This is a genomic window from Streptomyces sp. NPDC033136 (assembly GCF_055578235.1).
Genome location: NZ_JBVIPD010000001.1, coordinates 94,302 through 120,393, shown reverse-complemented (window position 1 = coordinate 120,393; position 26,092 = coordinate 94,302). Strand labels below are relative to the sequence as shown.

Annotated in this window: 22 protein-coding genes and 2 pseudogenes; 17 read left to right on the top strand and 7 right to left on the bottom strand. The window is 70.9% G+C overall.

What is annotated here, in order from left to right:
• Positions 1–120: 120 nt before the first annotated feature.
• The 10 genes from ACZ5TL_RS00575 (at position 121) to ACZ5TL_RS00530 (ending at position 12,293) form a co-directional block, all read left to right on the top strand.
• Entirely contained in the window at positions 121–2,685 is a 2,565-nt protein-coding gene (locus tag ACZ5TL_RS00575) for a SpoIIE family protein phosphatase (RefSeq protein ID WP_468586196.1), read from the top strand.
• The gene (locus ACZ5TL_RS00570) at positions 2,682–3,134 is read left to right on the top strand and encodes a DUF4383 domain-containing protein (RefSeq protein WP_468586194.1); all 453 of its coding nucleotides are present in this window, start codon (positions 2,682–2,684) and stop codon (positions 3,132–3,134) included. Before ACZ5TL_RS00575 ends, ACZ5TL_RS00570 begins: the two co-directional genes overlap by 4 nt.
• 17 nt (positions 3,135–3,151) lie before the next feature.
• Positions 3,152–3,619 carry an MSMEG_6728 family protein gene (locus ACZ5TL_RS00565; protein ID WP_468586192.1) on the top strand — a complete coding sequence of 156 codons (468 nt, stop codon included), beginning with the start codon at positions 3,152–3,154 and terminating at the stop codon, positions 3,617–3,619.
• Positions 3,620–3,791: 172 nt separating this feature from the next.
• On the top strand, positions 3,792–5,960 hold the full coding sequence (locus ACZ5TL_RS00560; protein ID WP_468586190.1) for a hypothetical protein: 2,169 nt from the start codon (positions 3,792–3,794) through the stop codon (positions 5,958–5,960).
• Between the two features lie 5 nt (positions 5,961–5,965).
• On the top strand, positions 5,966–7,588 hold the full coding sequence (locus ACZ5TL_RS00555) for an ABC transporter substrate-binding protein (RefSeq protein ID WP_468586189.1): 1,623 nt from the start codon (positions 5,966–5,968) through the stop codon (positions 7,586–7,588).
• Positions 7,589–7,644: 56 nt separating this feature from the next.
• Positions 7,645–7,980 (top strand): ArsR/SmtB family transcription factor, encoded by a 336-nt coding sequence (locus ACZ5TL_RS00550; protein WP_468586187.1) that lies wholly within the window; start codon positions 7,645–7,647, stop codon positions 7,978–7,980.
• A 2-nt stretch (positions 7,981–7,982) separates the two neighbouring features.
• The gene (locus ACZ5TL_RS00545) at positions 7,983–8,699 is read left to right on the top strand and encodes a cation efflux transmembrane domain-containing protein (protein ID WP_468586185.1); all 717 of its coding nucleotides are present in this window, start codon (positions 7,983–7,985) and stop codon (positions 8,697–8,699) included.
• A gap of 244 nt (positions 8,700–8,943) precedes the next feature.
• Complete coding sequence (locus ACZ5TL_RS00540; protein ID WP_468586183.1) at positions 8,944–10,257, top strand: ice-binding family protein; 1,314 nt, start codon at positions 8,944–8,946, stop codon at positions 10,255–10,257.
• Positions 10,258–10,477: 220 nt separating this feature from the next.
• Positions 10,478–11,110, top strand: coding sequence for a DUF5819 family protein (locus tag ACZ5TL_RS00535; RefSeq protein ID WP_468586181.1), 633 nt, complete (start codon positions 10,478–10,480; stop codon positions 11,108–11,110).
• Complete coding sequence (locus tag ACZ5TL_RS00530) at positions 11,100–12,293, top strand: HTTM domain-containing protein (protein WP_468586179.1); 1,194 nt, start codon at positions 11,100–11,102, stop codon at positions 12,291–12,293. Before ACZ5TL_RS00535 ends, ACZ5TL_RS00530 begins: the two co-directional genes overlap by 11 nt.
• Positions 12,294–12,336: 43 nt before the next feature.
• Here the strand turns inward: ACZ5TL_RS00530 and ACZ5TL_RS00525 are convergent, their stop codons facing one another.
• Positions 12,337–13,512 carry a PP2C family protein-serine/threonine phosphatase gene (locus ACZ5TL_RS00525; protein WP_468587046.1) on the bottom strand — a complete coding sequence of 392 codons (1,176 nt, stop codon included), beginning with the start codon at positions 13,510–13,512 and terminating at the stop codon, positions 12,337–12,339.
• Between the two features lie 276 nt (positions 13,513–13,788).
• Positions 13,789–14,568 carry a hypothetical protein gene (locus tag ACZ5TL_RS00520; protein ID WP_468586177.1) on the bottom strand — a complete coding sequence of 260 codons (780 nt, stop codon included), beginning with the start codon at positions 14,566–14,568 and terminating at the stop codon, positions 13,789–13,791.
• 102 nt (positions 14,569–14,670) lie between these two features.
• Here ACZ5TL_RS00520 and ACZ5TL_RS00515 point away from each other — a divergent pair, with 102 nt between their 5' ends.
• The gene (locus tag ACZ5TL_RS00515) at positions 14,671–15,102 is read left to right on the top strand and encodes an Asp23/Gls24 family envelope stress response protein (RefSeq protein ID WP_468586175.1); all 432 of its coding nucleotides are present in this window, start codon (positions 14,671–14,673) and stop codon (positions 15,100–15,102) included.
• A 38-nt stretch (positions 15,103–15,140) separates the two neighbouring features.
• Positions 15,141–15,368, top strand: a complete 228-nt coding sequence (locus ACZ5TL_RS00510; protein ID WP_468586173.1) for a hypothetical protein — start codon at positions 15,141–15,143, stop codon at positions 15,366–15,368.
• A 250-nt stretch (positions 15,369–15,618) separates the two neighbouring features.
• On the opposite strand, the pseudogene ACZ5TL_RS00505 reads toward ACZ5TL_RS00510, so the two are convergent.
• The 3 genes and pseudogenes from ACZ5TL_RS00505 to ACZ5TL_RS00495 all read right to left on the bottom strand — a co-directional run.
• Positions 15,619–15,696, bottom strand: a pseudogene (locus ACZ5TL_RS00505) (hypothetical protein); the annotation flags it as partial.
• A 231-nt stretch (positions 15,697–15,927) separates the two neighbouring features.
• Positions 15,928–17,163 (bottom strand): SWIM zinc finger family protein, encoded by a 1,236-nt coding sequence (locus ACZ5TL_RS00500; RefSeq protein ID WP_468586171.1) that lies wholly within the window; start codon positions 17,161–17,163, stop codon positions 15,928–15,930.
• Entirely contained in the window at positions 17,160–19,979 is a 2,820-nt protein-coding gene (locus tag ACZ5TL_RS00495) for a DEAD/DEAH box helicase (RefSeq protein ID WP_468586169.1), read from the bottom strand. Before ACZ5TL_RS00495 ends, ACZ5TL_RS00500 begins: the two co-directional genes overlap by 4 nt.
• A gap of 239 nt (positions 19,980–20,218) precedes the next feature.
• Here ACZ5TL_RS00495 and ACZ5TL_RS00490 point away from each other — a divergent pair, with 239 nt between their 5' ends.
• The 3 genes from ACZ5TL_RS00490 (at position 20,219) to ACZ5TL_RS00480 (ending at position 21,977) form a co-directional block, all read left to right on the top strand.
• Positions 20,219–20,617 (top strand): DNA-binding protein, encoded by a 399-nt coding sequence (locus ACZ5TL_RS00490; protein WP_468586167.1) that lies wholly within the window; start codon positions 20,219–20,221, stop codon positions 20,615–20,617.
• Positions 20,618–21,297: 680 nt separating this feature from the next.
• A complete protein-coding gene (locus ACZ5TL_RS00485) occupies positions 21,298–21,582 on the top strand; it encodes a hypothetical protein (RefSeq protein WP_468586166.1) in 285 nt (94 codons plus the stop codon).
• Positions 21,564–21,977, top strand: coding sequence for a DNA-binding protein (locus ACZ5TL_RS00480; protein ID WP_468586164.1), 414 nt, complete (start codon positions 21,564–21,566; stop codon positions 21,975–21,977). The genes ACZ5TL_RS00485 and ACZ5TL_RS00480 overlap by 19 nt, the downstream gene beginning before the upstream one ends.
• 130 nt (positions 21,978–22,107) lie before the next feature.
• Here the strand turns inward: ACZ5TL_RS00480 and ACZ5TL_RS00475 are convergent, their stop codons facing one another.
• On the bottom strand, positions 22,108–23,355 hold the full coding sequence (locus ACZ5TL_RS00475; RefSeq protein ID WP_468586162.1) for a plasmid pRiA4b ORF-3 family protein: 1,248 nt from the start codon (positions 23,353–23,355) through the stop codon (positions 22,108–22,110).
• Positions 23,356–23,482: 127 nt separating this feature from the next.
• On the opposite strand from ACZ5TL_RS00475, the gene ACZ5TL_RS00470 reads away from it, so the two are divergent.
• Both ACZ5TL_RS00470 and ACZ5TL_RS00465 read left to right on the top strand, forming a co-directional pair.
• The gene (locus ACZ5TL_RS00470) at positions 23,483–24,205 is read left to right on the top strand and encodes a hypothetical protein (protein ID WP_468586160.1); all 723 of its coding nucleotides are present in this window, start codon (positions 23,483–23,485) and stop codon (positions 24,203–24,205) included.
• 30 nt (positions 24,206–24,235) lie between these two features.
• Positions 24,236–25,570, top strand: coding sequence for a helicase-associated domain-containing protein (locus ACZ5TL_RS00465; RefSeq protein ID WP_468586158.1), 1,335 nt, complete (start codon positions 24,236–24,238; stop codon positions 25,568–25,570).
• Positions 25,571–25,576: 6 nt separating this feature from the next.
• Here ACZ5TL_RS00465 and ACZ5TL_RS00460 read toward each other — a convergent pair.
• Positions 25,577–26,089 (bottom strand): annotated as a pseudogene (locus ACZ5TL_RS00460) (AAA family ATPase); the annotation flags it as partial.
• Positions 26,090–26,092 lie beyond the last annotated feature (3 nt).

The window sequence follows — 26,092 nt, the reverse complement described above, 5'->3', positions numbered from 1 at the left end:
GCATGTGTCGTGCGTTTCCCGGCAGGGGTCGCGCGGTGAGACCACTCTAATCGGGGTAACAAGGTCATAACTGCACATACGGGGATATGGCTGAGCCCCCCGAGAGCGAGATGACCGATCATGGAGCAGCCCGTCAGCTCCGGCCGGGCCACCCGGTCGTCGTCCGGAGGAGGCCCCGAGGCCCTCGACGTCCTCGTCGGCGAAGCCCTCACCGCCCGCGTCACGCTCGACGAACTCGGCACGGTGACCGGCTGGAACGCGGGCGCCGAGCGGCTCCTCGGGTATGCGGCCGACCAGATGACCGGCCGCCGGGCCGCGGATCTGCTGGCCGAGCCGATCCCGGTGCGCGGCGGCCTGCCCACCCTCGCCGGGCTGCCGCGCTGGAACGGCGACGTCGCGCTCCGGCACCGGGACGGCCGGACGCTGACGGTCGGGATCCTCGCCCACCACCGGCAGTCCGGCGCCGACGCCCCCGCCTGGCTCATCGTCTCCGCCCTCCCCGGCCGGCAGCCGCGGACCGGCCTCGACGCATCCCTCGTGAGCTGGAGCTTCGCCCAGTCCCCGTGCTGCGCCATGGCGATCTACGACACCCGGCTCCGGCTGCGGCACGCCAACGCCGACATGCAGCGCTTCACCGCGCTCACCGAGGAGGAGATGCGAGGCCTGCGCATGTCCGAGATCGTCGACGACGCCGCAGCCCGGCGGGCCGAGCGCGGCATGGCCCGGGTGCTGCGCACCGGCGAGCCGCAGTACGAGGAGAACTACGTGCGCGCCCCCGGCGAGGACCATGAACACGCCTGGTCGGTCTTCCTGTCCCCGCTGCGCGACGACCGGGGCACCATCCGGGGCGTCTGCCTCACCGCGCACGACATGACGGAGCAGTTCTGGGCCCGCAAACGGCTCCAGCTGATCACCGAGGCCGGGCGGCGCATCGGCAGCACGCTCGACGTCACGCGCACGGCCCAGGAACTGGCCGACGTGACCGTCCCGGCCCTGGCCGACTTCGTCAGCGTCGACCTGCTGGCCGCGCTGGACGACGGGCCGGAACCGCCCGCGCGGGCCGTGCCGGCGCACGGGCCGCTGCTGCTGCGGCGGGCCGCGCTGCGGTCCGTGATCCCCGAAGCCCCGGAAGCGGTCGTGGCGGCCGGCTCGGTGGACGCCTACCCGGAGGGTTCGGCGCCGTTCGAGAGCCTGCGCACGGGACGGCCCGCGCTGCACGAGGCGAACGACCCGGCGTTCACCGGGTGGCTCGCCGGCGACCCGGCCCGGGACGCCAGGTTCCGGGCGTTCGGCATCCACTCGGTGATGAGCGTGCCGCTGGCCGCCCGCGGCACCACCCTGGGTGTCGCCTTCTTCGTCCGCCACCGCAACGCCGAGACCTTCCGGCACGACGACCTGGTCCTGGCCGGGGAGCTGGCGGCCAGGGCGGCGGTGAGCATCGACAACGCCCGCCGCTTCACGCGCGAACGCGCCACCGCGGTCACCCTCCAGCGCAGTCTGCTGCCGCAGCGGCTGCCGAGGCAGGCGGCGGTCGAGGTCGCGTCGCGCTACCTGCCGGCCGGCGGGCACGCCGGCGTCGGCGGGGACTGGTTCGACGTCATCCCGCTCTCCGGGGCGCGCGTGGCGCTGGTCGTCGGCGATGTCGTCGGCCACGGGCTGCACGCGTCCGCCACCATGGGGCGGCTGCGTACGGCGGTCCGCACGCTGGCCGACATCGACCTGCCGTGCGACGAGTTGCTGACCCACCTCGACGACCTGGTGGCGCGGCTGAACAGGGAGGACGAGGGCGAGGGCGACGAGGGCGGACCTCCGGGGTCCGCACGGGCCGGTGAGGCGGCCGGACCTGTGGCGCCCCGGGCCTTCGCACGGCCCCCGGCCTACGCGGAAACCTCCGGTGACGTCGGCGCCACCTGCCTCTACGCCGTCTACGACCCCGTCTCGCGGCGCTGCTGCTTCTCCGGGGCCGGGCATCCCCTGCCGGCCGTGGTGCACCCCGGCGGCGCCGTCGACCTGGTCGGGCTCCCGGCCGCGCCCCCGCTCGGCGTGGGCGGGCTGCCGTACGAGGCCACCGAGGTCGTCCTCCCCGAGGGCAGCCTGCTCGCCCTCTACACCAACGGCCTGATCGAGACCCGCGACCACGACCTCGACGCCGGGGTCCAGCGGCTGCGGGAGGCGCTCGCCCGCCCGGCGCCCTCGCTGGACGCCCTGTGCGACAGGGTGCTCGCCGACCTGCTGCCGCTGCGCCCGGCGGACGACGTGGCCCTGCTCATCGCCCGTACCCGGGCGCTCGACGCGAACCAGGTCGCCACCTGGGCGGTGCCGGCCGATCCGTCCGCAGTCGCCCGGACCCGCAAGGACGTCGTGGACCAGCTGGAGCGGTGGGGGCTGCCCGACGCCGCGTTCGTCACGGAACTCGTCGTCAGTGAGCTGGTCACCAACGCCATCCGCCACGCCGAGCCGCCGGTCCAGCTCCGCCTGATCCACGACACGTCCCTGATCTGCGAGGTCTCCGACGGCGGCAGCACCGCCCCTCATCTGCGGCGCGCCCGCACCTACGACGAGGGCGGCCGCGGTCTGCTCCTCGTGGCCCGGCTGACCGAGCGCTGGGGCACCCGCCAGAGCGCCACGGGCAAGACCATCTGGGCGGAACAGACCCTGCCCCATAGTGAGGAGCTCCGATCATGAGCATGCACACCTCCCACCGGGCCACCCGCGCCCCCGTCCAGCAGGCCGCCCTGCTGTTCGGCCTCGTCTTCCTCCTGGTCGGCCTGCTGGGCTTCATCCCCGGCATCACCACCGACTACGACTCGATGGAGTTCGCCGGCCACGAGTCGGGCGCCCAACTGCTGGGCCTGTTCCAGGTCTCGATCCTGCACAACCTCGTGCACCTGGCCTACGGCCTCGCCGGTCTCGCCCTCGCCCGCACGGCCGCCGGAGCGTACTCGTACCTGCTGGTCGGCGGCGCCGTCTACCTGGTGCTGTGGGTCTACGGCCTGGTCGTCGGGCAGGACAGCGACGCCAACTTCGTCCCCCTGAACACCGCCGACGACTGGCTCCACCTCGTCCTGGGCGTCGCCATGGTCGGCCTGGCCCTCGCTCTCGGCCGGCGCACCAGGCGCCCCCGCACCCGGTAGGGGTCACCGGCCACGGCATGCAGACCTTCCTGCCCTACGCGGACTTCCGGGCCTCGGCCCTGGCCCTCGACCGGCGCCGGCTCGGCAAGCAGCGGGTCGAGGCGCTGCAGGTCCTGCGCGGCCTGGTGGTCCCCGGGTACGGCTGGCGCCGCCACCCGGCCGTGCGGATGTGGTTCGGCTACGAGGAGGCGCTGGTCCGCTACGGCCTGGAGATCTGCCGGGCCTGGCGCGAACAGGGCCACCAGGACACCTGCGCGGCCACCATGGTGGCCGACCTCGCCGCGGCCCGCCCCCACGCCCCGGTCCGCGACCAGTCCCACCTGGCCGCCGAGGCCGAACTCCCGCCCTGGCTGGGCGACGACTCCTTCCACCGCAGCCACCGCTCGGCCCTGGTCCGCAAGGACCCCGCGACCTACGCGGAGATCTTCCCCGGCGTCCCCGACGACCTGCCGTACGTGTGGCCGGAGTCGGACCGCTCCTCGTAGCGGACGCGTCCGACTTCCTTCCGCAGGCCCCGTTCTTCCTACCGCGCAGGCCCCGTTCCTTCCGTGCAGTGCCCGTTGTCCGATCAGCCCTTCCGTGTTCCACTGGATCTTTTCTGGCACATCGGTCACGGGTCACCCGCTCCCGGGCGGGCAGGCACTGCATGGGGGAACCGTGTGTGAAGAACTGGGGTTCGAGAGACTCCTGGGCGAGGAGGGCTTCTTCGCGCGGCTGTTCGGGCGGACCCCCTCGGGAGCCGGCCGGGATCCGCTGTACGGCCCCGACCTGCCCGTCGTGCTGCTCACCGGCGGTCCGGGCATGGGCAAGGGGCGGCTGCTGCGGGCCGTGCGGGATCGTTTCGCCGTCAAGGTGCCCGTGATCCACCTGGACTGTGCCTCCCCGGTGTACGCGGACCGCGCCGACCCGGAACCCGGCGCCCGCTCGCCCGCCACCGAGGCCCTGGTCGAGGTCGCCCACCGGCTGCGCACCTGGCAGGGCACGGGCGGCTCGTTCGCCTTCCCGCGGCTCTTCGCCGGCCTCGCCATGACCGCCACCGGCGCCGCCGACGGCACGCCCGAGGAGGTGGCGACGGAGGCCGAGCGGTACGAGGACCTCGCCCAGCGGCCACGCCTGCGCGGCCTGGGCACCGGCGACTTCTGGCGGGGCGTGCTGCACGGCACCATCCGCAACCTGCTGACCACCCTGTCCGGGCAGGCCTTCGACCCGTACTCGGCGGCCGTCAGCAACGCCCTGCTGGACGCCCTCTTCGAGCGCGCCGCCCCGCGGGGCAGGGCGGAACTGCAGCGGCTCTACGGTGCCTACCCCGGCGCGGCCGGCCAGCCCAGGATCGGACTGCGCATCCTCGCGGCCGACTTCCGGGCCGGCGGCGAGGCACGGGAGGTCGCGGAGGGCTTCCTCTTCCGGGCCCTGCGCGAGGACCTGGAGGCGGCGTACGCCTCCCCCTCCGGCTGGCTGCGCCGGGTCGGCCGCCCGGGCCTGCTGCTGGACCACGCCGAGTCGCCCCTGGGCGAGCGGCTGCTGCGTGCCGTGCTCACCGACCGCCGGGGCGGGCAGCGCGACCGCGTCGTCATCGTCGGCACGGCACGCCGCGCGGACGGCGGCGCCTTCCTGCACGGCGGCCTGCCGCCCGAGGAGGCCGTACCCCCGGCGGAGTACCACCCCGCCGACGGCTCCCCGCCGGCCTGGTCCCGCCGTACGGACGAGGGCGCCGACCGGGCACCGCTCGCCGACGGCGTGCTCCTGCTGCGGATGCCGCTGCTCACCGGCGACCAGCTCCGCCGGGAGACCGTACGAAGACAGCAGCGCGCCGAGCCGGAGGGCGGCACCAACCGCCGCCGGATCGACGCGGCCGTGGGCCGGCTGAGCGGTGGCCGGCCCCACACGGTGATCCGGCTCGCCGCGGGGTCGGCCGCCTTCCGCATGCCGGCCGACGCCAACGACCGCGACATCCTGGACGCCCCCTTGCGGCTCACCGGCGACAACGCCCCCGAACTCCCCGTCGCGGACGTGCTGTTACGGGAACTCGTCCTCGACCAGCTCCCCGTACGCCTGCCGGCCGAGCACCACGCGCACTGGCTCGACCTCCTCACCCACCTGTCGGTCGCCCACGACCCGGAGTGCGCGGACGTGCTGCTCCGCCACCACCAGTCGGGCCACGTCCACCACCTGACCGCCCATCACGTCGCCCGGCTCCTCACCGACACCGGCTGGCCCACCTGCGAACGCCACTTCATCGGCGACTTCGGCCTCCGCCAGCTCCTCCTGCACCGGCTCTACGGCCTCCGCCCCGACGGCGCCGCCTGGTACGCCGACCACCACCTGCTCCGCGACCACTACGCGCGGCGCGCGGCGGGGGAGGGGACCCCCGCGGGCGGTGCCTTCCGCTCCCTCACCGCGCACCGAATGAATCACCACCTGGTGTCCGGCGGCGCCGACGACGTCGTCACCCACCTCGCCGCCACCCTCCCCGGCCGCCCCCTCCAGTGGTGCGCCGAGCTGCTGGAGATCGCGCAGGCGCCGTATCCGGGCGGGGCGGACGCCCGGCGGGAGCGCGCCCAGGGCCTGGTGGCGGCGGACGGCCCACCGCTGCGCCGCACCGTCGACCAGCTGCTGCACGCGGTGTGGCTGTGCGAGGAGCGCACCCGGCCGACCGGCAAGGAGACGGCCCGCACGCTGGCCAAGCTGCTCGACCTGCTCTCGATCATGGACTTCGACGGCGCGGGCCGGCTCAGCAGGACGGCCGCGGACTGGAGCGCCCTGGCGGAGAACGAACAGCCCCTGCTGCGCTGCACCTGCACCGAACAGCTCCGGCGAAGGAGATAACGGGCATGCCGAGATGGAAGAAGATCCTTTACGCGCTGCTGGGCGCGGCGGTGCTCGTCGCGGGCGTCACCCTCATCACCTCCCTCATCCGCAAGCCCGACACCTGCGCCGACGGCGTCGAGCGGATCGACGGCGAGTGCGTCGGCGTCAACGGAGAGGGCTACGACTTCGGCACCCCGGAGATCGCCGACGTGGCCCGGGCCATCGCCCGGGAGAACCAGCGGATCGAGAAGCAGCCGCACGTCACGGTGGCGATGATGCTGCCGCTCCAGTCGGACCGCGCGGCCCTGCGCCGCCAGATGCGCAGCGACCTGCAGGGCGCGTACCTGGGGCAGCGCCAGGCCAACGCGGGCGAGGGCGAACCCCCGAAGATTCGGATCGTCCTCGCCAACCCCGGGCAGGACTACGGCCGTCAGTCGAAGGTCGTGGACACGCTGCTGCGGATGGCCGCCTCCCCCGAGGACCGGCTGCGCGCGGTCACCGGCTTCAACCTGAGCCTCGACGCCACGGAGGCGGCCGTGAAGCGCCTCACGGAGAACAAGGTGCCGGTGCTGGCCGCCCGTATCAGCGGGGACCGGATCGCGAACGAGGACCGGGCGGACGGCATGGCCAGGCTGCGCTTCCCGGGCCTCGCCCGCATCCTCCCCACCAACACCGACGCGGCCCGGGCCCTGGCGGACTTCAACGGCGACCGGGGCCGGCAGAACCTCAGGACGGTCCTCGTCTACGACAAGCGCCCCGACGGCTACAACGAGTCGCTGGCGAGGGCGTTCAGCCGGATCGAGGAGAAGGGCCCGGCCGGCCCCGCCGCGATGTCGTTCGAGTCCCCGTCCATCGACGAGGCGGGCTCCACCGGCAACCAGTTCACCCAGACCGCCAACAACATCTGCGACTCCGAGGCCGACACGGTCTACTTCGCGGGCCGCACGCTCCACCTGCGCATCTTCGCCCTCAAGCTCGCCCAGGTCGGCTGCAAGGGCCGCCACTACACCATCATCAGCGGCTCCGACGCGGCCTCCCTGCGCCAGGACATGACGGAGCGGGACTGGGAGCGGCTCCGCGGCGACGACGGCCGGGCGAAGGTGACCGTCCAGTACGCGGCCCCCGCCCACCCCGACGCCTGGGCCACGGAACTGACGGCCTGGACGAAGAAGTGGACGGCCACCCACCGCAGGGCACCGGAGCCCCAGGAGCTCCCTCAGCACCTCACCGAACCGAAGGCGGCTCTGGACGCCCTGCGCGGCCAGATCACGCAGGCCCGGCGCGAGGGCGTCGCACTCGGCTCCGTCCCGAACCTCGACGACTCCCGCACGATGCTCGTCCACGACGGCCTCATCACCATCGGCAAGGCCCTCCACCAGGCCCAGAAGGGCGGCCCCGAGACCGCGGTCCCCACCCTCGAGGACGTGGGCCGCCAGTGGTCCCTCCTCCACTCCCGCCACCGCGTCCAGGGCACCAGCGGCCTCATCTGCCTCACCACAGGCGGCAACCCCTACGACAAACCGGCCGCGATCGTCGAACTCGACCCGGGGCGCGAGGGCGAGGGCACGCTGAAGTTCGTGGGCCTGGGCTGGCCGACGGGCAAGGCGCAGCCGAAGAACTGCGTGATCCCCAGCGACACGCCCTGAGGCCCGCCGAGTATTCATGTTTCCCTGAATTCACGACACCCTGTACTGTCAGGTGGATGCTGACTGTTGCTCCCGACATCGAGGTGCTGGTCCGGTTCGGCCGGGCGCTCGCCGATCCGATCCGCTGCCGCATCCTGCTCGCCCTGCGCGAGGCCCCCGCCCACCCGGCCGACCTCGCCGAGTCCCTCGGCGTCTCGCGCCCCCGCCTGTCGAACCACCTGGCCTGCCTGCGCGACTGCGGCCTGGTCGTCACCGTGCCCGTCGGCCGCCGCACCCGCTACGAACTCGCCGACGAACGCCTCGGCCACGCGCTGGACGACCTGCGAACCGCCGTGGTCGCCGTCGAGACCGACCGCACCTGCCCGGACGCCGGCACCGAGGGGTGCTGCTGACCATGACCGCGGAGATCTCCCTGTCCCGCGGCCCCGGCCAGGGCCGCCACGACGTGCTGACCCGCCGGATACGGCTGCTGGTCGCCGTGACCATCACTTACAACGTCGTCGAGGCGGTCGTGGCGATCACCGCCGGCGCCCTCGCCTCCTCCACCGCCCTGATCGGCTTCGGCCTGGACTCCGTCGTCGAGGTGTCCTCCGCCGCGGCGGTCGCCTGGCAGTTCTCCGCCCGGGAGCAGGCGGTACGGGAGGCGCGGGAGAGGACCACGCTGCGCATCATCGCGGTCTCCTTCCTCGCGCTCGCCGCCTACGTCACCGTCGACGCCGTACGGGCGCTGGCCGGGACCGGTGAGGCGGAACGCTCCATCCCCGGCATCGTGCTGGCCGCCCTCTCCCTGGCCGTCATGCCGTTCCTGTCGGCCGCCCAGCGCAGGGCCGGACGCGAGCTGGGGTCCGCCAGCGCGGTGGCCGACTCCAAGCAGACGCTGCTGTGCACGTACCTGTCGGCCGTGCTCCTGGCCGGCCTGCTCCTCAACGCCACCGTCGGCTGGTCCTGGGCCGACCCGGTCGCCGCTCTGGTCATCGCCGCCGTCGCCGTCAAGGAGGGCCGGGACGCCTGGCAGGGCAAGGGCTGCTGCGTGGTCCCCACGACACCGTCGGCGTCCGGTGCCGAGACGGACGACTGCGGCTGCCAGCCCGGGTGCCAGTGCTGCGGCTGACCGGGCCTGGGGCTCGCACCGAAACCCGGAAGCGCCGGTAGGAAAATTGCTGCATTCGGCTCCGGTCGTTCGCATTCAAGCTATTTTCGCAGTGCTGTGCTCCGTTCGAATGATCGGAAATTCTCCGGCTTTGTTCTAGTCGGTCGCAAGGGTATTTCTGCGTAATGTGCGGCGGTAGCGCCAGGCTTCCCGAATGATCGATGGGGCCCGGTGCACCATGGCCCCCACAGGAAATGGCCTTTCGATGAAGCTGAAGATCCTTCAAGTAGCTCACCGCCGTACTTTGGGCTTGCTGGCCTCGGCCCTTGCCGCCACGGTTGCCGCCGTGATGGTTGCCCTGATGCCGACACAGGCGCTGGCCATCGCTACGCCCGTACCTTTGGGCACGGCCGCGGATTTCTCCGTTCTCGCAGGTCAGGGAGTCACCAACACCGGCCCCACAGTGATCGGCCAGGACCTCGGCACCCACCCGAATGCGGCGATCACCGGATTCCCGCCCGGCATCGTGCTCGGCTCCATGCACGCTGCGGATGCCGTCGCACTTCAGGCCAAGTCCGACCTGGTCACGGCGTACAACAACGCGGTCGGCCAGGCCACGGACTTTGCACTCCCGGCGGCCATCGGCGGTGGCCAGACGCTGCTTCCGGGCGTCTACACCGCCGAGTCCGGAGTCGGGCTCACCGGCGACCTGATCCTGGACGCGGAGGAAGACCCGAACGCCGTCTGGGTATTCCAGATTCCTGAAGCCCTGACGACAGCGTCCTTCAGCCGGGTGCTCCTTACGAACGGCGCCTCGCCGTGCAACGTGTTCTGGCAGGTCGAGAGTTCCGCCACCCTCGGCACCAGCTCCACCTTCGTGGGCACCATCATGGCTCTGCAGTCGATCACCGCCACCACGGGGGCGATCATCGAGGGCCGGACGCTGGCTCGTGAGGGCGCCGTGACGCTCGACACCAACAACATCTTCCTCAACGAGTGCGCGACCTCCACTACTGGTGGAACGGCGACTGGCGGTACCACCACTGGTGGAACGGCGACTGGCGGTACCACTACTGGTGGAACGGCGACTGGCGGCACCACCACTGGTGGAACGGCGACTGGCGGTACCACCACTGGTGGAACGGCGACTGGCGGTACCACTACTGGTGGAACGGCGACTGGCGGCACCGCTACTGGTGGAACGGCGACTGGCGGCACCACCGGCGGCACGTCCGGGGACACCGGGAACACCTCGGGCGTCACGTCCGGGAACACCTCGGGCGTCACGTCCGGGAACACCTCGGGCGTCACGTCCGGGAACACCTCGGGCAACACCGCGGGGAACACCACCGGCGGGAGCGGCCATGCGCCGGGCGGCCCGGACCACGGTGGCAAGCCTGGAAAGCCGGACCACGGTGGCAAGCCTGGAAAGCCGGACCACGGTGGCAAGCCTGGAAAGCCGGACCACGGTGGCAAGCCTGGAAAGCCGGACCACGGCAAACAGTCCGACGAGCACTACGGCTATGACAAGAAGCCCAAGGGCTACGAGGACGACCACTCCAAGAGCCACGGGGGCTAGGCAGCCCACCGCGACCAGTCCGCTCACCTGCTGACGGCGCGCGGCGGAATCTCCTCGAGTCCGCCGCGCGCCGTCAGCGGTAGCCAGCGGAAAACGCCAGGCGCGAGCAGCTGATAAGAGAAAGACAGGGTGGGCGGTGTCGAGCGGAATTGACTCAGTGGCCGTGGAGGAAATCCAGCACTCTGATTCCGGTCCGGTCACGCAGTCATGTCCTGACGCCATGGCCGCGCACCTGAAACCATCGAGAGGCGTCCGTGCGCTGAGAGCCGGACTGTGCGCCGTTGTGGCCCTTTTCCTGGTGACGAGCGTCGTCCACGTGCTTCTGGTGTTCCTCCACGTGGCACCGGCCAACACCGTCTCCAAGCGATACGGCCCGCAGATCAATGCATGGGTGCTCCCCTTCTTCGAACAGAATTGGCGGCTTTTCGCCCCGGACCCGGAATCCGTCAACCGGCAGATTCTGGCGAGAACCGCCCACACCGATTCCGATGGATCGGTTCAGGTGAGTCCCTGGTTCGACCTGACCGCCGTGGACGGCTCGGCGGTCGAACATCATGTGTTCCCGAGCCACACGGCGCAGAACATGTTGCGTCGTGCCTGGGCCGGTTATGTCGACTTGCACGGAGGGGACGACAGGGCGCGCACGGAACGCGCCGTGATGATGCGGAAGTACCTGACCAACATCGCCGCGGACCGCTTTGCCGCCCATGACGGCGACCCTTTCGACTTCGTCCAGCTCCGCGTCGTCACGCTGCCCGTCGCCGCGCCGGGATCATCAGCCGGCGACCGCCCGCCGAAGCCGTCCGAGAACCGGCTTCTGCCCTGGTGGAAGGTGACCCGCCATGCGAAATGAGACGCGGAGGGCGGCGCTTCCCGGCGCCGACCGGTGGCTCGGTGACCGGATCGCCGCGGTGTGGGGCCTCCTGACCGGGCGTCCGGTGTCCCTGTACGCCGCGTCGGTGCTGCGCATCGGCTACGGGCTGCTCTATCTGGTCTTTCTGCTGCGTGAGTTCCCGCACCGGGACGAGATCTGGGGCCCCGGATCCCCGTGGACGCCCGCCCTGGCCCACGAGCTCTTCGAGCAGACGGGCTGGGTCAGCGTCCTGGCACTGTCCGACAGCCGGGCCTACTTCGAGATCTGCTACGTGTTGGCCCTCGTCACGTCCGCGCTGTTCATGCTGGGCTGGCGGACCCGCCTCATGTCCGTCCTCTTCGCCGTCGTGGTGACCTCGTTCCACGCCCGCGCGATCTTCATGACGGACGGGGGCGACAACCTGGTCCTGCTGATGGCCCTCTACCTCGTCCTCACCGCCTGCGGCCGACGCTGGTCCCTGGACGCGCGCAGAAAGAGGTTGAAGGCGGTTCCCGCCGGCAGCGCGCCGCAATCTCCGGAAAGCCCCCTCACAGGGCAACTCCGCGATGCCCGAACCACCTTGGTCACGGCGGTGCACAACTGCGGCATGTTCCTCATCGCGGCGCAGGTCTGTCTTCTCTACGGATCAGCCGGCCTGTACAAGGTCCAGGGCGGTACCTGGGCCGGCGGCACCGCTCTCCACTACGCCCTGAACCTCGAACTCTTCCGGCCCTGGCCCGTGCTCTCGGCCTTCGTGGCCGAGCACACGCTCGTGATCGCCATCGCCGGTTACCTGACCGTGCTCCTGCAGGTGGCCTTCCCGTTCGTGCTCTTCGGACGGCTCAAGTACCCCGTGCTCACCCTGCTGCTGGGCATGCACCTCGGCATCGCCGTGCTCATGGGGCTGCCTCTCTTCTCCGGGGCGATGATCGTCGCGGACGCGGTGTTCCTTCCCGACCGCTTCTACACCCGTCTGCCTCACCTCTGGCGACGCGTGGTGCGGCGGACGGACGGCAGCGGTCCGGCACCGGCGGGAGCGGCGGGCGCCGGAGCCGTACCCGCGCAGGGCGGTCCCGGCGGCGCCCTCGGCTCGAAGCATCCCGTCGTGCTCCCCGCCGAGCGGAAGGACACCCATGACCGCCCGGAGACCGTGTCCCCTCAGCTTCCCTCCAAGGGAGCCTGACGCAGCGCTGAAGCAGCGGGCATCGCCCGGCGGAGCGACTCGGTCAGGGCCGCCGCTTCTCGCGGGCGGCTGAGGCCTGCCGGGTGTCCGCCCCGGAGCTGACGTGCCGCTGGGTCTCCTGGGGGCCGTGCCAGTCCAGGCACATGACGGTGGCGTCGTCCTCGAGCTTGCCGCCGGCGGCGTCCCGGACCGTGGACGTCAGCACCAGCGCGGCCTCCCGCGGGTGCAGATCCCGGGTGCGCTCCAGCAGGGCGGCCAGGTCGACCTTCTCCCCATGACGTTCGAACATGCCGTCGGTGAACATGAGCAGACGGTCACCGGGGCGCAGATCGAGGTCCTGGACGCGGTAGGGGTGGGGCGCGAGCACGGACAGGCCGAAGGGATGGTCCACCTCGCAGGTGATCGCCTCCGCGACGCCCTCGCGCATGCGGAGCGGCCAGGGGTGACCGGCGTTGACGAGGTGGGCCTGCCCGGTGCGGAGATGGATGCGCAGCAACTGCCCGGTGGCGTGGCCTTGGCCGTGGTCGACCAGTGCCTGGTCGGCCCGCTGGGCCTGCTCGGCCAGGCCGGCTCCGGCGCGGCGGGCGCGTCGCAGGGCGCTCACCAGGACCGTGGCGGCCAGGGCGGCATCGATGTCGTGTCCCATGGGGTCGGTGACCGACAGATGCAGGGTGTCGCGGTCCAGGGTGTAGTCGAACGTGTCGCCGCTGAGGCTCTCGGAGGGCTCCAGGCTCCCGCACAGGGTGAACTGCGCGGCCTCGCAGGACAGTGACGGGGGGAGCAGCTGGTACTGGATCTCCGCTGCCAGCGTGGGCGGCCTGGAGCGTTTGCCCCAGGTGTAGAGATCGGTGAAGCGCCCGTTGGCGATCATGATGTAGGCCAGGACGTGGGCGGCTTCCGCGACCGCGGCGAGGATGTCCTCGCCGGGGTCGGCCGGCAGGAGCAGCTCCAGCAGTCCGATCGCGTCCCCCCGGTTGGTCACCGGCATGATCACCCGCTGCCCCTGGCCGGTCGCCTCGTGGTACAGCCGCTGGGTGCGGATCACCTCCTCGTAGACGCTGCCGAGCATCGGGATCCGCTCAGCCTCCCGGCCGCCCTCCGCGGGGGCGGTCGACAGCCGCGCCACGGCCTTCCCTGTCAGATCCACGATGAGGAACGAGACCATCTTCGCCTCGAAGCGCTGCCGCAGGTCCTCCGCGACCACGTCGACAGCGTCCACCGGGGCTGCCGTCTCCACCGCCGTCAGCAACCGGGGAAGCCCACTCTGCCCACCACTCACGACCGCGGTCCCTTCCACCAGCCCCCTCCTCTCAGCTTGGGAACCTCCGCGGTGAGCGTCAATCCGCGGACGGTCACGGTGCGTGAAACCGGTCGCGTCATGCGATCGCGGGCGGGGGAACGTCCCGGTGTACGCCCGCGGACGCGGTTGCCCGGCCCGGGCCGTCGCACTCCGTGCGGATCCACGAGGAACAACTCCTCATCGAGGCTGCCGTTGTCACCCGGCCGGCTGAGGCGCGGTGTCGGTGATGAGGACGGCGGTGGTGACCGGGCCGGGGGTGTCGGCGGTGGCGGCCTCCGCCAGGGCGGCCCGGACGGCGCGGGCGACGTCCAGCGGATGGTGTCCGGGGGCCACCGCGAGCTGGACCTCGATGTGTCGGCCCGGCGGATCGCCCTCGTGCCTCACCTTGACCGGGCGGCCTCCCAGCACCGTGGTGAGGCGGTCGACGCCGGGAACGGCCGCCGCGACGTCGGCCGGCTTCCCGGTGGGTCCCGGCGTGGGTCCTGTTCCGGTCGCCGGGGGCGAGCTCCGCGCGGCCGCCGCTTCGTGCCGGGGCCTCATTTCCCCCCTCGCGGCCGGTGACCTGACGACCGTCTTCGGGTCATCGTCGAGATCCGTGACGCGCAGGTCGGCTGTCACGAGGGCCAGGCCGAGGTCTTCAGCGGCCGTGTGGAGCAGTGCGCTCCGCAGCTGTTCGGCGGTGTGCGGCAGCGGCTGCCCGGGAGCTGCTGTGAAGGCGGCTTCCAGCCTGAGCGGGCCGGGCGGAAGGGCGCCGACCGGCGGTTGGACGGCCGGCTCGGACACGGGCTCGAGGGGTGCCGCCCCGATGCGCACGGACTCCAGCCGAACTCCGGGAATCCCGTCCGCGGCACGTCTGAGGGCCCGTACGGCTGCTCGTTCGGTGATCCATGTCCCGTCGTCGGGCCCACCGAGCGGGAGCAGCCGGCCCAGCTCGAGCTGGTATCGGACCGCCCGCGTCCACGCCTCAGTTTTCACCGGCTTCTCGCCTCTCTCTTCTATCCCGTCTCCAAGATGCGCTAAAACGAATATAATTGTAAAAGAGGTGATAAGGGGGCTCATTAAGGGAGGAATAACCCGATGGCTGAGAACACCGGCGCAAGGCGCGGTGGTGCGCCCGGGTCTCGCGGGCGGACGTCCGTCGCCGATGTGGTGGTCGAGAAGATCGCCGGAATGGCGGCACGGGACGTGCGCGGCGTCCATGCCCTGGGCAGCGGATTCGCGCGCTCGATGGGCTCCGTGCGCGAACGGATGCCCGGCGCTGGTAGTGGCAAGTCCGTCACACGCGGGGTCGGCGTCGAGGTCGGTGAGCGGCAGGCGGCCATCGACCTGGAGATCGTCGTCGACTACGGCGTCTCCATCACGGACGTGGCCGGTGAGGTGCGGGAGAACGTGATCTCCGCAGTGGAACGGATGGCGGACCGGGAAGTCGTGGAAGTCAACATCACGGTCAGCGACGTGAAGCTCCCCGACGAAGAGGACGAAGGGGAAGAGCGGCAGCGGTTCCAGTAGCCGGGGCGGAGTAGCCCACTTGAGTGAAGGAGCGCGTGATGAGCAGGGCTGTGGTGGGCTTGATCGCGGGAATGGCGCTGGGTTTCGCCGCCTATTTCGGCAACTTCTGGGCCTTTCTGCTGGTGCTTGGGCTGGGCGTCGTCGGACTCCTGGTCGGGCGGTTCGCGGAAGGTGACCTCGAACCGGGCGACTTCGTCCGCCGCCGGGACCGGCAGGACCGGATGCGCGATGACCGGCGACGGGCCCGGGAGGACTGGCGGCAGTGACCGGTGCACGCGGGGCGTCCGGCGGCCGGGCGGGACGTGGCCGACCCACTCGGTGAGGCGCCCTGGCATCCCCCGCGGGGAGCGCGGTGCGATCACCGTCGCTGACCGGGTCGTGGCGAACACCGCCTCCCGGGGCCCGGAGCGCGGCGAGAGTGGTGTCGAGCGGGCTGCGGCTGATCAGCACCGTCGGTGCCAGCTGCCGCAGTGCGAGCTTGGCGAGCCTGCGGTGGGCGGCGAGTTCGGCCAGGAGCGCGGGTTCCTCGCCGTGGATGACGCAGGCGGCGGGCGCGATGCGCACCCGCCCATGACCCCGCGCGGTATCGGCGATCAGGTAGGACAGCGACAGCGGCCAGGTCCGCTGTGATGTCGTCGGGGACCCGGCCGGCGTCCAGAGCCCGGCGGATGCTGGTGGCCCTCATGCCCTGCCGTGCCGGGAGTTGGGCGGCCGCGGCCAACAGTCCGTGGCGGGCCTGCACGCAGCCGTCGCAGGGCGGTGCTCCCGCAGCGTGAGTGTGTCCAGCTTCTGCTCGTGATTCCTGGTCAGCGGGAAATCGCCTCCTTACTCCCATTTCTGCGACCATGCCGCGGTGAGCGCGGTGACCGGGTCACTGTCGGCTGGGGCCGCGGCCCACCATTCGCCGTCGTCGTCCCGGAGGTAGGGGTACCAGCGGGCGTCAGGGCCCAGACGCAGCTGGATGCCGTGGTGTGTGAGGGTGAGGCGGTTGCGCCAGGTTCTGAGGTGTGTGGGGGAGTCGGTCATCTCGGCGAGGGCCGCGTCCACGGCGGTGCGGGCGGTCTTCATCACCGCCGGATCGGGGGCGTAGGGCTGTTCGGCGACGGTGATGCCCGTGGGACCGCCGTGGCGCCAGGCGCGGGTGAGACGTGCGAAGGCAGTGGGTCTGGCGCCGGTGTTCTGGATCAGGTGGTGGAACCACTCAGGTCCGGGGTTGCTTGCGGCGATGCGGATGGCGTCCTGGTGCTGGGTCAGGTGCAGGTCGGCGGTGTCGCCCGCGAGGAGCCGGGCGGCGCGCGCGGTGGCGTCGGCCATGAGGCGTTCCAGGTCCGCGGCGGCCAGGCCGGTGCCGGGTGGCGGGGCGACGGGCAGCGCTGTCGTGTGGGCAGCGGGTTCCGGGAGGTCGGGCAGTGCGGGAGGCTCTTCGGCCCAGTGGGCGTACGCGGCGGCGGCCAGGGTGCCGGCGGGTGCCGGTTGGGCTGTGGCCTCCTGTGCTGCCGTACGGCGCACGCGTAGCTGGGCGAAGACCTCCTCGCGACCGCGGCCGCGCAGCGTGAAGAGCACGAACGGGTCGGTGTCGATGGTGGCGGCGATGGCGTAGCAGAGCGCGGCGGCGTGCTTGCAGGGGTATCCCCAGTCGGGGCAGGAACACTCCGGATCGAGCTCGGTGGGCAGTGGGAGCAGTGGGACGCCTGCGTGCCGGGCATCGTCTACGAGTTCGGCGGGCATCTCGTCGTCGAGAAGTGCTGCGAGATGTCCGGCGCGGGCCGCGATCGTGTCGAGCAGGGTGTCCCACTGCGGGTCGGTGAGGACGGGCAGGTGGACGGCGGAGCGGTAGGGGCGGGGCCTGCTGCCCTGGACGGCGGCTTTGACCTGGCCGGGGGCGATGGTGACGGCGCCGACCATGCCCTGGCGGGCGTAAGTGCGTCCGCGGGACAGGCGCCCCGAGTCCAGGGTGGAGTCCTCCAGGGCCGTTACCCATGCCTGGCCCCACCAGGTAGCGGCGAAGGCACGCCTGCCGCGGGCGGGCGCGCGGCGCTGGCCGGGAAACGAAGGGCTCATGTCTGCCTCCCCAGGGCGACGAGTTCGGCGAGGTCGGCATCGGACAGTTCGGTCAGGGCGGCCTCACCGGAGCCGACGACGGCGTCGGCCAGCGCGCGCTTGGACTCGAGAAGCTTCGCCACCTTGTCCTCCACGGTGCCCTCCGCGAGGAGTTTGTGGACCTGTACGGGCTTGTCCTGGCCGATGCGGTAGGCGCGGTCGGTGGCCTGGTCCTCGACGGCCGGGTTCCACCAGCGGTCGTAGTGCACGACGTGGGTGGCACGGGTGAGGTTGAGGCCGGTGCCCGCGGCCTTGAGGGAGAGCAGGAACACCGGCACCTCGCCGAGCTGGAAGCGGTCCACCATCTCCTCGCGCGCGGTGACGCGGGTACCGCCGTGGAGGAAGAGGGTGGGGACTCCTCGCTCTGCGAGGTGCTTCTCCAGCAGGGTTGCCATCTGCTTGTACTGGGTGAAGACCAGCACCGACTCGCCCTCGGCGGTGATGGTGTCGATCAGTTCGTCGAGCAGGTCGAGCTTGCCGGACCGGCCGCGCAGCGGTGTCGACTGGCGCAGGTACTGCGCGGGGTGGTTGCAGATCTGCTTCAGTGCGGTGAGGAGCTTGAGAACCAGACCGCGGCGGGCGATGCCCTCGGCTTCGGCGATCTTCGTCATGGATTCGCGGACCACTGCTTCGTACAGGCTTGCCTGCTCGGCGGTCAGAGGCACGACGCGGTCGGTCTCGGTCTTGGCGGGCAGTTCGGGTGCGATGCCCGGGTCGGACTTCCTGCGGCGCAGCAGGAACGGGCGGACGAGACGGGACAGCCGGTCGGCAGCCTGTGGGTCCTCGCCCGACTCGATCGCTCGGGCGTGCCGGTCGCGGAAGGCCGTGAGCGGGCCGAGGAGTCCGGGGGTGGTCCAGTCGAGGAGCGCCCACAGTTCGGAGAGGTTGTTCTCCACGGGGGTGCCGGTGAGGGCGACGCGGGCGCGGGCGGGCAGGGCGCGCAGCACACGGGCCGTGACGGCGTAGGGGTTCTTGACGTGCTGTGCCTCGTCGGCGGCGATCAGCGACCAGTCGTGCTCGGTGAGGGTCTCCCGGTCGCGTCGCAGGACGCCGTAGGTGACCAGGACGATCTCGTCATCGGCGAGGTCCTTCAGGTGGCGGTCGCCGCCGTGGTAGCGGCGCATGGGGATGCAAGGCGCGAACCTGGCGGCCTCGCGCTGCCAGTTGCCGAGCAGAGAGGTGGGGCAGACGACGAGCGTGGGGCCGGCGGTGGCGGGGTCGGTCTGGCGGTGCAGGTGCAGAGCGAGCAGGGTGATGGTCTTGCCCAGACCCATGTCGTCGGCGAGGCATCCGCCGAGGCCGAGTGCACACATCTCGGCCAGCCACGCCAGGCCACGCTTCTGGTACCCGCGCAACGTGGCCTTGAGGGCGGCGGGCTGGGGCACGGGGGTGCGGGACTCGGGATCGCGGAGACGAGCGACCAGGTCACCGAGCGCACCGACCGCCGCACAGGGGACCCGGTCACCGTCCCGCTCGGCCTCGCCGGTCAGCGCGGCGCTCAATGCCTCCATGGGGGTGAGCGGTTCCATCCGGCGGCGCTTGGCGCGGGCCACCAGCTTCGGGTCGGCGACCACCCACTGGTCGCGAAGCCGGACGAGGGGACGGCGAGACTCTGCGAGAGCATCCATCTCGGCCTCGGTGAGCGGCTCGCCGCCAAGGGAGACCTGCCAGCGGAAGTCTAGGAGGGCCTCGGTGTCCAGCAGGCCGCCCGCGGTGGAACCGGGGGCGGTGCGCTGCCCGATCTCCGCGGTCGCGGTGAGTGTCTTGACCAGCTCGCGCGGCCAGTGCACGTCGACACCGGCCGCGCGCAGCGCGTCCGTGGCGTCCCCAAGGAGATCGAAGGCTTCGTCGTCGGTCAACCGGAGTTGATCTGGAGCGGCGTCGTTGAGCAGCCTCCGCAGCGGGGGCCAGGCGCGGGCGCCGCGGCGCAGGGCGAGAAGGGTCTCGGTCTCGGCGCGTGGGCCGAGCAGCCGCTCCACTTCGGTCGGCTCGCTCCAGAGTCGTGCGGCCTCGATGACGAGCGCCGGGTCCGCCGCGGTGTGCAGTTGCAGGACGGCCCGGAACTGCCGTCGGCATCCTTCGGGTACGTCGACGCGCAGGGAGGCACTGACCTCGGCGGTGAGCGCCGCCTGGGTTTCCTCGGCCCATTCACGCAAGGCGGGCACGGCGCGGGCCTCGCGCCAGGCGTACGGCAGCGCTCCCATGGCGAGCGGCGCGGCCGGCGTGCGGACCAGGTCATCGGCGACCGCGTCGCAGAACTGGCGTACCAGCGCAGCCGGTTCGGCGATCCGAACCGGAGGAGGGCCAGGCTCGGGCAGGCAGTGGGCGTGTGGCGGGAAGGCGGCGGCCAGGGCGTCCAGCGTCTGGCGCTGGGTGGCGGTGTACGGACCCACCTGCCAGCTGTCGTAACCAGCGGGGGTGATGGCCGGGTGGAGGCGGCCGTCGGCGAGCAGCCGCAGCGCGAAGCGAGTGGCGGCCTGCCAGGCGGCGCCGGCGGGATGCGTCGGCTCCGCATCGGCCAGGGCGGAGACAGCGACGGCGACAGGCAGCGCGTAACCCTCGACCCTGCGCCGCCTGACCGAGCGGCCATGCGGCAGGACCAGCTCCACCGCCTCGGTCTCAAGGCAGGTGGGCGCCATACTGTCTCCGGCTGCTGCCCCGGTCGGCTTCCACAGCAGCAGCCGCCCGAGGCGGGCGGGCTCACCGGGCAGGAACACCGCCGCCCAGCCGGCGCCGAGGAGTTCCCTCACGACGGCGGATGTTTCCTGCCGGGCCATCGGCGGTGCGCTCCTCGTGCCCGTACTCAACTCTCGTGCGACGACTCGTGCCACTCTCTTCCGCCCTGTCACTTGCCAGGCCCACCCCTGGGCCGCTTACTACCGAACCCCACCAGGCAACGTCACGCGCTGGCAACCGCGAGCCTTGGCTTGACTGCCGGCGACGGCGTGGAAGAGCTGGCCGAGGCGCGGGCGCGGATCTTCGGTACCACGCAGGCCGCCGGCGGCGCGAGCGCCGCGTGAGCGGGCACATTGAGACCGTCGTCCTGGACAGCGAAGGACTTTCGGCCTGGGTGGCGCAGGACCGGAAGGTTCTGGCGATGTTCCAGGTGTTCCACGACATGGGAGCGGACCTTGTCGTCAGCGCCAACACCATCGTGGAGGTGAGTCACGCCAGGGTGAACCCGCCCCGACTGCAATGGGCGCTCTCCCGGGTCAAGGTGGAGCCGGTCACCGAGGCGGCGGCCAAGGCGGCACAAATGGTCAAGGGCGCCGGTCTGCGTGGACACAAGTACGCGATCGACGCCACCGTCGCCGAAGCGGCCTTGCGTCAGCCTGGCCCGGTCGCCATCCTCACGTCGGAAGTCGATGACATGACCCGGCTGTGCGGCAGCAAGGTCCGGATGATCGGGCTATGACCGCGACATCGTCCTGGGACCATGGACAGATCCGCGTGGATCCGCCGAGAACCAGAGTCGCCGCAGGTCAGTCCGCGATGGGTGAATAAGGCATCGACGGATGCGGGGGCATGACTGCGTTCGGCACCAAAGCCCCCTCAGGGCGCACCGCCTGCTGGCAGCTCAGGGCGGCGACTACCTCTTCGTCTACGCCGTTGAGGACGGCCAGCTCATCATGTGGGTCCTGGCTGCCGGGGACGTATCCCGTCAGGTGTGGCTCCGCACAGCCTGCGCCGGTCGCCGATAGGACGTGAGCGTGCGCCTTCCCTGCTTGATGGCATGTCCTAAATGTCGCCTATAAATGCAACCGAAACTGCAAGCAGGGCATGCCGAAGAGTCGGACCGCAATGAGCAGTCCGACTCTTCGTTTCGCCTGTTCAGGCGGCTGCGGAGGATACGAGATTCGAACTCGTGAGGGGTTGCCCCCAACACGCTTTCCAAATGTTCGCCAGAGGGTTCGGAGATGGTCGCCGGTGTCCTGACCAGCAGTGGAGCGGACTGTCCGGCGGCGTCCGGACGCAGCTGAACGTAGGTGAATGAGACCAGAACTGAGACCACGAGGTGACGGGTGGGCGACCCGCGTCGTTCGGGAGGGTGCTGCACCCAGGCCGGATTCCTACTTGTTTGATAATCTCGATCCCATGAACGAGATTTCCTACCGCGTCGGTGAAGGGCCAGCCACCAGGGTCAGCCTCTCCCTCCCCGAGGGGACGGCGGAGGCGATCCGCCGACGGGTCGGCAAGCGTGAGTTCTCCGCGTTCATCACCGAAGCGGTGGAGCGCGAACTGCGCGGTCAGATCCTGGATGAGTACCTGGCCGACTACGAACGCCGTAAGGGACCGATCTCCGAGCAAGAGCAGGAGCGGGCACGCCGGGTCTTCGACGAGGTGTTCGCCGAGGAGGGGCAGTGGCCCGCCGCAGGCTGAGTCACGAAGGCACCCTCGTTCTCGACTGCGAGGGCCTGTCGAAGTTCGTCAGTGATCACGAGCCCGTGGTCGCCCTCATCGCCGAAGCCCGCAAGCGGGGGATGGAGGTGGTCATCAGCGCGCTCACCATCATCGAAGCGGTGCATCGCCGGACCGACAAGGCGCGGCTCGCCTGGGTCCCGTCCGGCGTGAGGATCGTGCACATCGGCGACGAGGAGGCGAAGGCCGCCTCAGCCATGCTGATCAATGCTGGGCTTCATGGTCACAAATACGCCATCGACGCCGCCGTGGCCGAGATGGCGCTGCGGCAGCGCCGCCCAGTGGTCATGCTCACCTCGGACATCGACGACATGACGAAGCTCTGCGGCGACCGAGTGCGCCTCGTCGCCGTGTAGTCGAAGCCGAAGATCCGAACGCCGGGGACGGAAGGTCGGCCCGTGCGTCCTTGTCCGAGCGCGGCGGACCGGTGGACCAGTCGGTAGCACCCAGGGACGTGAACGGCTGTGTGGCCGGACGCCTCGTCTTTCACGGTGCCGTGAGGTGCAGCAGCCGCGTGTTGGCCTCGTCCGGCGCGAAACGGGCAGGGGCGAATTCCGTGGCGGACCGAAGTCCGAGCCAGGCCAGCATGGCGTGGTGTTCCTCATGGGCCGGGTCGGCGAGGATCACTTTGAGATCGCTGTAGCCGGGGGCACCGCCACAGTCCTCGGGCGGGCACGCCCCGGCACCGTCCACGCAGCGCGGATAGTGAAGCCCGGCTGAGGCTGTCTGGAGCTGCTCCACGGTGATGAGGTGCTCCCAGGAGTCCCCGAAGTCGTACGTGTACACGAATTGGGCGCCCTGCTCAAGCAGGGTGCCCAGTGCGGCGGTGCGCTCGTCGCGGAAGCCGAGTTCGCCGTCGTGACGGCCGTACTGGACGCCGTCGATGGTGAACGCGTGCATATGGCAGTTCTCCCAGCCCATCACGGCCTGGATCACCGAGTGAAGCCGGTCCAGGCGGATCGAGGCGGGCACCAGCAGTTGCCGCCAAACTCGGGGGTCGTCCACGTCGGCGAGCTCGACGAGGATCCGCAACACCGCGTCGCCGGGCTCGGGCTCGCCGCGCATTCGGGCCGTCTCAGTGCGACCGTCCGCCGTCAACTCGGCGCTGTCCTCTGTGAGACGGACAGCGCTCAGTGATGCGATGGCCTTCAGGAGTCGTTGGATGTCGTGGTCGTTGGCGGTGCGTAGATGCCTCAGACGGTCGGGGGACAGGTCGTCGAGCACGTACAGCGGGCTGACCGCCTGCCACACCGCCTCGTACAGGTCACTGAGCGGCACAGGGGTCGTGGCCGCGTACAGCCGTTGCATCAAGGCCCGCAGGCCCCGGTCGTACTCGTGCGCGAACAGGGACTCCAGCCAGCCGGACATCGTCACGGCCGGGCCGATGTGCGGTAGTGCGGCGAACAGCGCGCGACGCAGTTCGTCGGGGCGGTCCAGTAGCTTGGCGTTCTTCTTCACCGGCAGCAGGCGCCCGCCCGCGGTCCGCAGCAGCCGTGCCGCCTTGGCCCACTCGACCAGCAGTGTGAGGTGGTACAGCTCCTCGCTGGACTTCGTCTTGAACGTAGCGTCTCCGATCACCGGGTCCATCCGGTCGCCGGTGTCCAGAACCTCCACCAGCGCCCGCGCGTCGGCGAGCGTCACACGGCCGGTCTGGGTCAGCTTGCGGCCCGTGCCGACCCAGCCGACCAGCGCTCGCATCTGCTCGACGGTCCTGCCCACTGCTGCCTCACCCATGTTGATCCACACGTTCCGGCTCGATTGCGCCCGTTGCCACCAAGCTCAGGATGACAGGCGGTGGGCAGCTGGGCCGGAATCATGTGCACTCCGTAGGAGCATGGCGCGGGCGTGGCAGACTGCGACGGTGACCACGCACGACGAGGAACTGCTGGCCCGGGTACGGGAGATGAGGGAGCGCGGCGGCGCGCCGAAGCAGATCGCGAAGGCGCTGGGGCTGCGTCCGGCCCAGGCCACCGCGCTGGTGCGGCGGGTTGCCGAGGCGGCGCAGGCGCACACTCCTCCAGATGAGCGGCCAGTGGTGGGCTGCTGGGTCAATGCGGGTTGGAGCGCGGGGCTGGACATGACCGGGGCCCCGGAGTGGGCGGCGGCCGACCCGATCGGGCAGGAGCCGGATCCTGACACGGGTGGCTTCGCCCAGATCCTGCTGGCCCGCCAGGAACGGGCCAGCAGGGTGACCGTCACCGGTTTCCTGGTGGATGTGTACTGCTTGGGGGTGAAGAACGTGACCGGCCCGGAGGTGATGGGTTCCGGCTCCCTGACCACTTACGTACCGATGTATTACTCGGCTTTCGGCCACCGGCCGCTGTCGATCGGTGTGCAGCAGGCACAGACGATCGTGCACGATGCGGTCGCCTACGCCGGCGGCTTCGGCTTCGAGCCCGCGGCCGGCTTCACTGACGCCGCCGTACACCTGGGGAGCCCGCCCGGCGATCGGCCCGTCATCGGCTTCGGCCGGGACGGCAAGCCGTTCTATTTCTCCGGCCCCTACGACGACCCGCGCAAGGTGGTGCAGACGCTGGAACGCACCTGTGGTCCGGGCAACTACGACTACGTTGCCCATCTGTAGGAACGGGACGTGAGCGGCACGGAGCGGGGAATGCGCGCAGTGACACCGGTCGAGCGGCAACAGGAGTCCGCCGACACTCCGCGGGTCCGGCACACCGAGCATGAGGCGCAGGCCAGCCTGCTGGCGGTGCTGCGTCTGTGCGCCGCTGGCAAGCTGAGGTGCAGTGAGAAGACCCGTCGCCCCGGCGCCGCCACTGTCGCGGCGGTCGCCGACGTCCTGGAGGGCGGCGACTTCTATGAGCACGAGGCCATTGCCGCCTTCGCCTGGCCGATGCTGCTCCAGGCAAGCGGCCTCGCTCAGCTCACCAGCGGTCGGCTGGCGCTGACCCCGCGCGGACGGGCCGCGCTGACCCGGCCACCGCACCTGACGATTGCTCAGCTGTGGCAACGCTGGCTGAACAACAGCCTCCTGGACGAACTCTCCCGCGTCGAAGAGATCAAGGGTCAGCGCTCGGCGAACGTCCTCACTGCCGCCAAACCGCGCCGCAAGCTCGTCTGCAAGGCACTCGCCGGCCTCACCCCGGGTGAGTGGACATCCATCGACGGCCTGTTCACCGAGATGCGCGCGACTGGCCTGAATCCCATCGTCCACCGCAGTGAACGCGCCCTGTGGAAGCTCTACCTGGAGGATCCCCAGTACGGCAGCCTCGGCTACGACGGCCACCACGGCTGGTCCCTCCTCCAGGGCCGGTACACCCTGACGGTGCTCTTCGAGTACGCCGCCACGCTCGGCCTCATCGACATCGAGCACGTCGAGCCGGAGGGCGCCCGCGACGACTACCGGCACAACTGGGGCGGCGACTACCTCGACCGGCTCAGCCGCTACGACGGCCTGACCGCGGTCCGCCTCAACCCTCTCGGTGCCTACGCCCTCGGACTCACCGGCGACTACGCCCCCACTCCGGCACCGGCCGTCCCTACGGGCAGGGTCACCGTCCTGGCGAACTTCGACATCGTCGCTCTCGACGGGCTGCCCTCGGCCGACGCACTTCTCCTGGACACGTTCGCCGACAGGAAATCCGACCGGGTCTGGACGCTCAGCACCGCGTCCCTCCTGAGCGCCCTCGACCGCGGGCACACTCTCGACGAGTTCCGTCGCTACCTGGACCAGGCTGCTTCGCACCCTCTGCCTCAGAGCGTCACCACGCTGCTGGACGATACCGCCCGCCGCACCGGCCGACTCCGTGACACAGGGCAGGTCCACCTCATCGAATGCGAGGACGAGGCACTGGCGGCCCTCGTTGTGAGCGACCGCCGCCTGCGCGCGTTGTGCACCCGGCTCGGCGAACACCACCTCGTGGTCTCCCCTGAGCAGCTACAGGCGTTTCGCAAGGCCACTCGGGCCCTGGGCTACCCGCTGGGATGAGGCGAGCAGACCAAGACCAAGACTGAGTGGGGCGTTGCCCGACAGTAGTCGGCCCATGAAGGGCAGCGCCGAGCCACACAGCAGCAGCCGAGTGCGTGAGCGGGTGCGCTGATCACGTAGGGGCCGCAGAGCCTCCTGGATGATTGAGGGCAGTTCCGGATTGGCCTTGGCCAGGTACGGAAACTCGTCGATCACCACGGGGACGGGGCGTTCGGAGCCGAGGGCAAGCAGCGCGTCGACCACCTCTGACCAGTTGGCGAAATGGAACGGGCTGGCGGGCCGGACGTGATCGGTCAGCGCGGTGCTGATCCTCCGCAGCGACTCGGCGTCCGTAGCTTCGGTCGCACCGAAGTAGAAACCTTCGGCGGCGCGGCACGCGGCATCCAGCAGGAAGGTCTTGCCTTGGCGGCGACGCCCGGAGACCACGCCGAGAGTCGCGCCCGGCTGTGGGTCGGTGATGAACCGCCTCAGCGCCGACCACTCGTAGTCCCGGTCGAACATCTCGGCAGGCTTGTCCATGTC